This window comes from Mesorhizobium sp. M7D.F.Ca.US.004.03.1.1, assembly GCF_003998635.1.
Lineage (GTDB): Bacteria > Pseudomonadota > Alphaproteobacteria > Rhizobiales > Rhizobiaceae > Mesorhizobium > Mesorhizobium loti.
In genome coordinates this window covers 1-9711 of the sequence record NZ_RZQG01000143.1, presented here as the reverse complement: position 1 = coordinate 9711, position 9711 = coordinate 1, and the positions used below count along the sequence as shown (strand labels likewise).

Sequence of the window (9711 nt, the reverse complement as noted above, 5' to 3'; positions counted from 1 at the left end):
GACGTGGCGACATGACGACGATGCGCGTCGACAGATACACCGCTTCGGGGATGGAGTGGGTGACGAAGCAGATGGTCTTGTTGGTGCGCCCCCACAGCTCCAGCAATTGCTCGTTGAGATGGTCGCGCACGATCTCGTCCAGCGCGCCGAACGGCTCGTCCATCAGCAGGAGGTCGGCGTCGAAGGCCAGCGCACGGGCGATCGAGGCGCGCTGCTGCATGCCGCCCGAGAGCTGCCAGGGATATTTCTTCTCGAATCCCCTAAGGTTGACGAGATCGAGCGTGCGCTTGATCCGCTCCACCTGCTCCGCCTTGGACAGGCCCATGATCTCCAGCGGCAGCCCGACATTGCGCTCGATGGTCCGCCACGGAAACAGCGCCGCCGCCTGGAAGACATAGCCGTAGGCGCGTTTCTCCCGCGCCTGTTCTGCTGTCATGCCGTTGACCGAAATGGTTCCCGAGGTCGGCTTCTCCAGATCGGCGATGACGCGCAGCAGCGTGGTCTTGCCGCAGCCCGAAGGCCCGATGAAGGAGACGAACTCACCCTTGCCGATGGTGAGATCGACATTGGACAGCGCCTGCACCGGCCCGTCATTGGTCTGGAAGGTCAGTCCGAGTTTGCTTGCCGCGACGACGGCTGGCGAAGTCCCTGTCATCGGCTGCCGCCTGCCTGTTCCCGCCCCTGCGGTGCCGGCTGGAATCCGATTGCTTTTATCGCGATGTTGTTTTCCACTCGCCCTGTCCCATTGGTCTTGTCCCACGCAATCGACGCCCGGAGTTTCCCCGATGTCGCCCAAACCCACTTGTCATCTTATCCGCCCTGAAAGCACTTATGAAGGCAAGCAGGGATTGACCTATTTCGCCGGCATCGCCACGGAGACCGTCGGCTCCTCCGGCATCTGCATGCACTTGCTCACCTTGCCGCCCGGTGCCCGCGCCAAGGCGCACATGCATGAGAGCCATGAAACGGCGATCTATGTCCTCTCCGGCGAAGTCCATACCTGGTACGGCGACCGGCTCGAGCATCATATCGTCGTCAAGGCCGGCGACCTTTTCTACATTCCCGCCGGCGTGCCGCATCTGCCGGCCAATCTGAGCGGCGCCCCGTCTTCGGCCGTCATTGCCCGCACCGATCCCAACGAACAGGAAAGCGTCGTCCTGCTGCCGGAACTGGATGCGCTGGTCGCCTGAAGCCGACGGGATCGCTGTCATTTGCACCGCGAAACGTCCCCCATGACGTTGCCGTCCTCATCGGCGATCGTCAGCTTCTTGGCGTTCTTGGCGCTGTGCTTGATGGTAAACTTGGTCGGCTCCTGTCCCTCTTCGCCTTCCGCCTCACATGTCGCCGTCACCACGAGCGATCCGTCAGCCTGCGCTTGCGTCTTCGTGAACGTGCAGGCGCTGGCGGCGGTGATCAATTCCTTGTCGGTCAAAAGCAGCATCTGATCGGCGGCGACTTCCTGGCCGTTGCGGTTGATGCAGCCATATTTGTCGCCATAGGGTTTCGACAGATCGATACCGGCCGCCGAAGCCTGGCCGGCCGCCAACACAAAAACCATCGCAACAGAAAAACGAAAACCACGCATGCTCACCCCCCCAATGCCCAACGTTACAAACATGATTGCAGCGGCCCCATTTCCTCAAGGCCTGGAATGGTGACGAAGAAACCATCCTCTCCCTTGTTGGTGACCACGACGGTTTCGATTGTCGTTCCCGCCTCGCCCTCGGCGGAACAGGTCGAAGTCAGCGATTGTGCGCCCAGCACCAGCGTCAATTGCTGCGCGAACCGGCAGCCGCTGCCATAGGTCTCGATGCCTTCAGCCGTCAGCACGATATAGGCATCGCTATCCTGATAACCGGCCTTGACGCCGGCACAGCCGACATCATTGCCCCAGGAGCCGGCCAGCACGCCGCCTGCTGCTGCCGGGCTGGCGACACTTGCCGCCAAGACCAACGAAATGAGCGCGGCCGAACGCGCCAAGCTCAAACCCCGGTCGCCGGGATACCGGTGCGTTCCACCTTGCGGGGCGCAGAAATCTCTTTCCACGTCGACAGCGCCCGGTTGACCGCCGCATTCGGCTCGCGGCCGACGAACTCGCCATGACCGGGCTTGGCCTTGACCTCGGCCTCCTGGATCGACAGTTCGCCGCGCGAGAAGACGAAGCGCGGCAGGCCGGTCACCTCGAACCCTTCGAAGACATTGTAGTCGATGACGGACTGCTGCTTCTTCGAGGAAATCTTCTTCTTCCGCTTCGGATCCCAGACGACGATGTCGGCATCCGCGCCTTCGACGATGGCGCCCTTTTTCGGATACATGTTGAGGATCTTGGCGATGTTGGTCGAGGTCACCGCGACGAACTCGTTCATCGTCAGCCGGCCGGTGTTGACGCCCGTCGTCCACAGCACCGGCATGCGGTCTTCAAGCCCGCCGGTGCCGTTCGGGATCTTGGTGAAATCGCCAACGCCGTTTCGCTTCTGCTTGGTGGTGAAGGCGCAATGGTCGGTCGCCACCACCTGCAGCGAGCCCGCCTGCAGGCCGGCCCACAGCGAATCCTGGTGCAATTTGTTGCGGAAGGGCGGGCTCATCACGCGGCGCGCCGCATGATCCCAGTCCTTGTCGAAATACTCGCTCTCGTCCAGCGTCAGGTGCTGGATCAGCGGCTCGCCGAACACCCGCATGCCCTTCTGGCGCGCCCGGCGGATCGCCTCATGGCTCTGCTCGCAGGAGACATGCACGACATAGAGCGGCACGCCTGCCATGTCGGCGATCATGATGGCGCGGTTGGTCGCCTCGCCTTCCACCTCAGGCGGTCGCGAATAGGCGTGGCCCTCGGGACCGTTGTTGCCGGCGGCCAGCAGCTTCTGCGACAGGGCAGCAACGACGTCGCCATTCTCGGCATGCACCAGCGGCAGCGCGCCGAGATCGGCGCAGCGCTGGAACGACGCATACATCTCGTCGTCATCGACCATCAGCGCGCCCTTGTAGGCCATGAAATGCTTGAACGAGGTGATGCCCTTGTCGACGACAGTGGCCATCTCGTCGAACACCTGCTTGCCCCACCAGGTGATCGCCATGTGGAAGGAATAGTCGCACGACGCCTTCGAGGTCTTGTTGTCCCACATCTGCAAGGCTTCGAGCAGCGACTGCTGCGGCGCCGGCAGGCAGAAATCGACCACCATGGTGGTGCCGCCGGCAAGTGCTGCACGCGTGCCGGATTCGAAATCATCGGCCGAATAGGTGCCCATGAATGGCATTTCGAGATGCGTATGCGGGTCGATGCCGCCCGGCATGATGTAGCAGCCGGTGGCGTCGAACTCATGATCGCCATGCAGGTTGGAGCCGATAGCGACGATCTTGCCATGCTGCATCAGCACATCGGCCTTCCACGTGCGGTCGGCGGTGACGATGGTGCCGTTTCGGATGACTTTGGTCATTTTTCTTGTTCCCTTGTTCTCTTCGCGCTTCTTTGCGAGCAGCGTTTGGAATCTAGATTTCTAGGCTCACTCCACGATGACAGCCGTCTCCACCACAGCGTGGAACAGCACGTCGGCGCCAGCCGAGGCCCATTCCTTCGAGATTTCCTCGGCCTCGTTGTGGCTCAAGCCATCGACGCAGGGGCACATCACCATCGCGGTGGGCGCAACGCGGTTGATCCAGCAGGCGTCGTGGCCGGCGCCGGAGACGATGTTGCGATGGGAATAGCCGAGGCGTTCGGCAGCGTCGCGAATCGCCTTGACGCAGCCGGCATCGAAGGTGACCGGGTCGAAAGCACCGACCTGCTCGATCTCGTACCGGATGTCGAGCGCTTCGCAGATCGTGTCGATGCCTTCGCGGATGCGGCCGTCCATGGCGTCCAGCACTTCCTTTTCCGGCGAGCGGATGTCGATGGTGAAGACGGTGCGGCCGGCGATGATGTTGCGCGAGTTGGGAAACACCTCCATGTGGCCGACCGCGCCGACGGCGTCGGGCTGGTAGTCCATGGCGATCTCGTGCACCAGTTCGATCACCCGCGCCATGCCGAGCCCGGCATTGCGGCGCTTCGGCATCGGCGTCGAGCCGGTATGCGCTTCCTTGCCGGTCAGCGTCACCTGTAGCCATTTCAGGCCCTGGCCGTGGGTGACGACGCCGATGTCGATGCCCTCGTCCTCGAGGATCGGTCCCTGTTCGATATGCAGTTCGAAGAAGGCGTGGATCTTGCGATCGCCGACCTTCTCGCTGCCTTTCCAGCCGATGCGCTCGAGCTCTTCGCCGAATTTCTTGCCCTGCTTGTCGACATGCCCGTAGACATCGGCCTGCTCGAGCACGCCGGCGAACACACCGGACGCCATCATCGCCGGCGCGAAGCGCGCGCCTTCCTCGTTCGTCCAGTTGGTGACGACGATCGGATGTTTGGTCTTGATGCCGAGATCATTAAGCGACCGCACCACTTCAAGCCCGCCCAGCACGCCAAGCACGCCGTCATATTTGCCACCGGTCGGCTGCGTATCGAGATGGCTGCCGACATACACCGGCGGCAGGCTGGGGTCGGTGCCTTCGCGGCGGGCAAACATCGTGCCCATTTCGTCGACGCCCATTTCGAGCCCGGCCGCATCGCACCAGCGCTTGAACAGGTGCCGGCCCTCACCATCCTCGTCGGTCACGGTCTGGCGATTGTTGCCGCCGGCAATGCCGGGGCCGATCTTCGCCATTTCCATGATGGAATCCCACAAACGGTCTGAATTGATTCGCAGATTCTCGCCGGGTGCGGCCATTCAAAGTCCTCTCATTTCATATACTGGTCGGGCGGCGGTTCCCGCCGCCACCCGTCCAGGCAAAGCAGATTTAGTCTATCGACCTCAGCACATCGCGCACACGGTCGATCAATTCGTTGATCTGGCCCTTGGTGATGATCAGCGGCGGCGACAGCGCGATGATGTCACCGGTGGTGCGGATAAGCGCGCCGCGCTCGAACGCCTTGACGAAAGCCGAGAAGGCCCGCTTGGTCGGCTGGCCGGCAATCGGCGCCAGCTCGATCGCACCGATCAGGCCGATGTTCCTGATGTCGATGACGTTCGGCTCGCCTTTCAGCGAATGCAGTGCGTCTTCCCAGTAGGGCGCCAACTCCTCGCCACGGGTCAGCAGGCCCTCTTCCTTGTAGGTGTCGAGCGTGCCGAGTGCGGCTGCGCAGGCGATCGGATTGCCCGAATAGGTATAGCCGTGGAAGAACTCTATCATGTGCTCGGGGCCGGTCATGAAGGCGTCGTGGATTTCCTTCTTCACGAACACCGCGCCCATCGGGATGACGCCGTTGGAGACGCCCTTGGCGGTGGTCATGATGTCGGGCGTGACGCCGAAATAATCGGCTGCGAACGGCGTGCCGAGGCGGCCGAAACCGGTGATGACCTCGTCGAAGATCAACAGGATGCCGTGCTTGGTGCAGATCTCACGCAGCTTCTGCAGATAGCCCTTCGGCGGCAGGATGACCCCGGTGGAGCCGGCGACCGGCTCGACGATGACGGCGGCGATGGTCGAGGCGTCATGCAGGGCGACGATGCGCTCCAGTTCGTTGGCGAGTTCCGCGCCATGCTCCGGCACGCCCTTGGTGAAGGCGTTCTTTTCCGGCAGATGCGTGTGCGGCATATGGTCGACGCCGCCGAGCAGCGTGCCGAACATCTTGCGGTTGGTGACGATGCCGCCGACCGAGATGCCGCCGAAATTGACGCCGTGATAGCCGCGCTCGCGGCCGATCAGGCGAGTGCGGGAGCCCTCGCCCTTCACGCGGTGATAGGCGATCGCCATCTTGAGCGCGGTTTCGACCGATTCCGAGCCGGAATTGGTGAAGAAGACATGGTCCATGCCCTTGGGCGCGAGATCGACCAGGCGGTTGGCCAGTTCGAACACGATCGGATGGCCCATCTGGAAGGCCGGCGCATAGTCGAGCTCGGCGGCCTGGTGCTGGATCGCCTCGGTGATCTTCGGACGGCAGTGGCCAGCATTGACGCACCAGAGTCCGGCGGTGCCATCGAGAACCTTGCGGCCGTCGCTGGTCGTGTAATGCATGTCCTTGGCGGACACCATCATGCGCGGCGCCTGCTTGAACTGCCGGTTTGCCGTGAACGGCATCCAGAATGCACTGAGATCGTTCGGCGTGACTTTCAGCCGGTTGGACATGACCAAGACTTCCCCTTGTAAACTGTTTCGGTGCGCCCAACGCTTGGTCTTTGCTGCGTTTTCATGCTACGCAAATTTTTGACCGATTGGACAAACGTTAGCACCGCCCTGTCGGCGGTCAAGGGATTACTAGCGGAAATGCGGCACCTGAAGTGCGTTCCACAGGCTAGGGAAAAACTGGTCCAGAGAATTGGTCCAGATGACCCTCAACGCGAGGGCTGGCAACGGTGACCACCGGCACGGACCACCCTCGCCGCACCCGCATCCAACAGGAAAAGCGCGAACTGATCCTGGAGGCGGCGCTTGAGGTCTTCTCCACCAACGGCTTTCGCGGCTCGACCATCGACCAGATCGCCGAAGCCGCCGGCATGTCGAAGCCCAACCTGCTCTATTATTTCCGCCGCAAGGAAGACATCCACGAGACGCTGATGCAGCGCCTGCTCGACACCTGGCTGGCGCCGCTGCGTGAACTCGACGACATCGGCGATCCCCTCACCGAACTGCGCAGCTACATCAGGCGCAAGCTGGAGATGGCGCGCGATTTTCCGCGCGAGAGCCGGCTGTTCGCCAACGAGATCCTGCAAGGCGCGCCGCGCATCATGCCGCTGCTGGCCGGCGAGCTGAAGACGCTGGTCGACGAGAAGGCCGCCGTCATCAAGGGCTGGATGCGCGCCGGCAAGATCGCCCGGACCGACCCCTGGCACCTGATCTTTTCGATCTGGGCAACGACACAGCATTATGCCGATTTCGACGTCCAGGTCCGCGCCGTGCTCGGGCCCAACCGCGGCGGCGACGGTCGCTTCGAGGATGCCGCCCGCTTCCTGGAACAACTGTTCCTCGACGGGCTGAAGCCAAAGACCTGACGCTTCAGGCGCTGCGCCGCTCGGCCGGCAGCGCGTCCAGCAATGTCTGCAGCTTGGCGACCGAGTTCTGCTCGGCAAGCGGCGTGTAGACGATCAGCTTCATGTCGGAGCCGTCGCCGATCGACAGGCTCATATGCTCGAAGGTCATGGCGCCCGCGCTCGGGTGCCGGACATGCTTCACCCCCGACAATCGGTGCGCGACGTCGCGCTGCGGCCACCAGTTGCGAAACTCCGGGCTCGAGCGCGTCATCAACTCGATCAGCCGCTCGAAATCCGGATCGCCGACATAGCGGGCGCTCGCGGCCCGGAACGAAGCCAGCACTGTGCGCGCCAATTCCTCCCAGTCGACCAGCAGGCGCCGGTGGTGCGGGTTGGTGAACACCATGTGGACGATGTTGCGGGCATCACCCTCCAGCAGGCCGTAGTCGCCGAACACCGCGACGGCCGCCGGGTTCCAGGCCAGCACGTCCCAGCGCCGCCCGACGACATAGGCCGGCTGCAGCACCAGGCTCTGCAGCATGTGCAGCAAGGGGCCATCGACCTTTTCCGGCGCCACGGCACGGCGCTCCGGCTGCTGGCGGTCGGCGAGGATGAACAGATGCTGTTTTTCGGCCGCGTCGAGGCGCAATGCTTCGGCAAGCGCCGTCAGCACCTCCACCGAGGGCCTGACCTCCCGCCCCTGCTCCAGCCATGTGTACCAGGTCGTGCCGACACCGGCGATCATCGCCACCTCCTCGCGCCGCAAGCCGGGCGTGCGCCGCCTGAGACCGGTGGCGATGCCTGTGGCCGAGGGCGTCAGCCTTTCGCGGCGCGAGCGCAGGAAGGCGCCGAGTTCGCGCCGGCGGCTGTCTTCAGCGGAGTGCGTGGGGGCCGAGTGGGGTTGGGACTCCATGCGCTTATTATAGCAGTATTGATACCAGGATAAAGTTTGAACTGTTTGGCTCGCGCTAACTGCCCCATCTTCCGTTCAGAGCAACAGAACGGAGGCTCTGGACATGGAACTCAAAGACAAGACAATCCTCATCACTGGCTCAACCGACGGCGTTGGCCGCGTCGTCGCGCAACGGCTCGGCGCCGCTGGCGCCCGTGTGCTGGTGCATGGCCGCGATGCGACGCGCGGCAAGGCTGTTGTCACCGAGATCGAAGCAGCCGGCGGCAAGGCCGAGCTTCTGGTTGCCGACCTCTCTTCGCTGGCCGAAGTGCGCCGGCTTGCCGAAGCGGTGCGCGCCCGGACGAACCGGCTAGACATCCTCATCAACAATGCCGGCATCGGCACGGCGGGCCAAGGTGCCAAAAGGCAGGTCAGCGCCGACGGCTACGAACTGCGCTTCGCTGTCAATTATCTCGCCGGTTTCCTGCTGACATCGGAGCTTCTCCCACTGCTGAAGGCGAGCGCTCCAGCGCGCATCGTCAATGTCGCCTCGGCGGGACAGCAGGCGATCGACTTCAGCGATGTCATGCTGACCCGCTCCTATGGCGGTGTCCGCGCCTACTGCCAGAGCAAACTGGCGCAGATTCTGTTCACTGTCGATTTGGCGGAGCAGCTGAAAGGCACCGGCGTCACCGTCAACGCGCTGCATCCGGCGAGCTACATGAACACCACCATGGTCCGGCAGGCAGGCGTGACGCCATGGAGCTCGGTCGAGACCGGCGCCGACGCCATCCTCAACCTCGCCATCTCACCCGCGCTCGACGGGAAAAGCGGCCTCTATTTCGACGGCCTGCGGGAATCCCATGCCCACGCCCAGGCCTATGACGCCAAGGCAAGGCAACAGTTGCGAGCCTTGAGCCTCGATCTTATCGGCCCGGCCTCCCCCACATCGAAGGAACAGCATTCATGACCAAGACAATCCAACATGCCGTCATCATCGGCGGCTCGTCCGGCATCGGCCTGGCGACGGCGCGCAAGCTGCTCGGCCCGGGCATGAAGGTGACCATTACCGGGCGCAACGAAGAGAAACTGAAGAGCGCGTGGAAAAGCCTTGGCGGCGCTGCCGAGAAGGCTGCTTTCGACGCCTCGAAGCCGGATGAGGTCCGCCAGTTCTTCGAGCGCCTCGGTCCTTTCGACCATCTGGTGCTTGCGGCCAGCGGCGGCAAGGGCCTTGGCCCCTTCCCGACACTTGACCTGAGCGACATCGGCAGTGGCGTCGACGAGAAAGTCCGCCCGCAGCTGTCCTGCCTGCAGGCGGCCTTGCCGACGCTGAACAAGGCCGGATCGGTTACCTTCATCTCGGCGGTCTCGGCGCAGCTCGCAACGCCCGGCGTCGCCGGCATCGCCGCCATCAACGGCATGCTTTTGACCGTGGTGCCGATCCTGGCACTGGAGCTGAAGCCGCTGCGCGTCAATGTCGTGGCGCCCGGCGTCATCGACACGCCCTGGTGGGATTTTCTGGCCGAGGAGCAGAGGCAGGCTATCTTTGCCGACTATGCCGGCAAGACGCCGGTTGGCCGCATCGGCCGTGCCGAAGACGTCGCCTCGGCAATCGCCTTTCTCGTCTCCAACGGTTTCATGACCGGTCAGGTCCTGACCTGTGACGGCGGCCTGCGGTTTGCGGCGTAACAGGCTGCTCCGGAACATAGGAATAATCAGGCGTATCAGCCCCATACAGCTTGTTGTCGATCGCTTCCTGCCAACTGGAGTCGGCATCGGACGGTGAAATGTCGGCGGCCCCGTGGCGGGAGGAGCGGGAATGAAGCC

Annotated in this window: 11 protein-coding genes; 4 read left to right on the top strand and 7 right to left on the bottom strand. The window is 63.3% G+C overall.

Annotated features, from left to right (window positions below):
- A partial coding sequence (locus EN935_RS11260) for an ABC transporter ATP-binding protein (protein ID WP_164771081.1) occupies positions 1-655 on the bottom strand: 655 nt, incomplete at its 3' end.
- A 130-nt stretch (positions 656-785) separates the two neighbouring features.
- Here EN935_RS11260 and EN935_RS11255 point away from each other — a divergent pair.
- Positions 786-1190, top strand: a complete 405-nt coding sequence (locus EN935_RS11255; protein ID WP_109668350.1) for a cupin domain-containing protein — start codon at positions 786-788, stop codon at positions 1188-1190.
- A 17-nt stretch (positions 1191-1207) separates the two neighbouring features.
- Here EN935_RS11255 and EN935_RS11250 read toward each other — a convergent pair whose 3' ends face one another.
- The 5 genes from EN935_RS11250 to EN935_RS11230 all read right to left on the bottom strand — a co-directional run bounded on the left by EN935_RS11250 (position 1208) and on the right by EN935_RS11230 (position 6150).
- The gene (locus EN935_RS11250) at positions 1208-1585 is read right to left on the bottom strand and encodes a hypothetical protein (RefSeq protein ID WP_206532440.1); all 378 of its coding nucleotides are present in this window, start codon (positions 1583-1585) and stop codon (positions 1208-1210) included.
- 23 nt (positions 1586-1608) lie between these two features.
- Entirely contained in the window at positions 1609-1980 is a 372-nt protein-coding gene (locus EN935_RS11245; RefSeq protein ID WP_127265599.1) for a hypothetical protein, read from the bottom strand.
- A 2-nt stretch (positions 1981-1982) separates the two neighbouring features.
- A complete protein-coding gene (gene hydA, locus EN935_RS11240; RefSeq protein ID WP_127265598.1) occupies positions 1983-3434 on the bottom strand; it encodes a dihydropyrimidinase in 1452 nt (483 codons plus the stop codon).
- Between the two features lie 66 nt (positions 3435-3500).
- Positions 3501-4751 (bottom strand): Zn-dependent hydrolase, encoded by a 1251-nt coding sequence (locus tag EN935_RS11235; RefSeq protein ID WP_127265597.1) that lies wholly within the window; start codon positions 4749-4751, stop codon positions 3501-3503.
- Positions 4752-4821: 70 nt separating this feature from the next.
- The gene (locus EN935_RS11230) at positions 4822-6150 is read right to left on the bottom strand and encodes an aspartate aminotransferase family protein (protein ID WP_127265596.1); all 1329 of its coding nucleotides are present in this window, start codon (positions 6148-6150) and stop codon (positions 4822-4824) included.
- 227 nt (positions 6151-6377) lie between these two features.
- Between EN935_RS11230 and EN935_RS11225 the strand changes: the two genes are divergently transcribed.
- Positions 6378-7013 (top strand): TetR family transcriptional regulator C-terminal domain-containing protein, encoded by a 636-nt coding sequence (locus EN935_RS11225; RefSeq protein ID WP_109668368.1) that lies wholly within the window; start codon positions 6378-6380, stop codon positions 7011-7013.
- A 4-nt stretch (positions 7014-7017) separates the two neighbouring features.
- On the opposite strand, the gene EN935_RS11220 is transcribed toward EN935_RS11225, so the two are convergent.
- Positions 7018-7905, bottom strand: coding sequence for a helix-turn-helix transcriptional regulator (locus tag EN935_RS11220; RefSeq protein ID WP_109668371.1), 888 nt, complete (start codon positions 7903-7905; stop codon positions 7018-7020).
- 103 nt (positions 7906-8008) lie between these two features.
- On the opposite strand from EN935_RS11220, the gene EN935_RS11215 reads away from it, so the two are divergent.
- Together EN935_RS11215 and EN935_RS11210 are read left to right on the top strand one after the other, a co-directional pair.
- A complete protein-coding gene (locus EN935_RS11215; protein ID WP_127373320.1) occupies positions 8009-8854 on the top strand; it encodes an SDR family oxidoreductase in 846 nt (281 codons plus the stop codon).
- Positions 8851-9573 carry an SDR family oxidoreductase gene (locus EN935_RS11210; RefSeq protein WP_127264903.1) on the top strand — a complete coding sequence of 241 codons (723 nt, stop codon included), beginning with the start codon at positions 8851-8853 and terminating at the stop codon, positions 9571-9573. Before EN935_RS11215 ends, EN935_RS11210 begins: the two co-directional genes overlap by 4 nt.
- The last annotated feature ends 138 nt before the right edge of the window (positions 9574-9711 follow it).

Bases quoted from the DNA above. Each gene is read 5' to 3' on its own strand.
- EN935_RS11255 (WP_109668350.1), top strand. From the start codon at position 786: ATGTCGCCCAAACCCACTTGTCATCTTATCCGCCCTGAAAGCACTTAT.
- EN935_RS11220 (WP_109668371.1), bottom strand. From the start codon at position 7,905: ATGGAGTCCCAACCCCACTCGGCCCCCACGCACTCCGCTGAAGACAGC.
- EN935_RS11230 (WP_127265596.1), bottom strand. From the start codon at position 6,150: ATGTCCAACCGGCTGAAAGTCACGCCGAACGATCTCAGTGCATTCTGG.
- EN935_RS11250 (WP_206532440.1), bottom strand. From the start codon at position 1,585: ATGCGTGGTTTTCGTTTTTCTGTTGCGATGGTTTTTGTGTTGGCGGCC.
- EN935_RS11215 (WP_127373320.1), top strand. From the start codon at position 8,009: ATGGAACTCAAAGACAAGACAATCCTCATCACTGGCTCAACCGACGGC.
- EN935_RS11235 (WP_127265597.1), bottom strand. From the start codon at position 4,751: ATGGCCGCACCCGGCGAGAATCTGCGAATCAATTCAGACCGTTTGTGG.
- hydA (WP_127265598.1), bottom strand. From the start codon at position 3,434: ATGACCAAAGTCATCCGAAACGGCACCATCGTCACCGCCGACCGCACG.
- EN935_RS11210 (WP_127264903.1), top strand. From the start codon at position 8,851: ATGACCAAGACAATCCAACATGCCGTCATCATCGGCGGCTCGTCCGGC.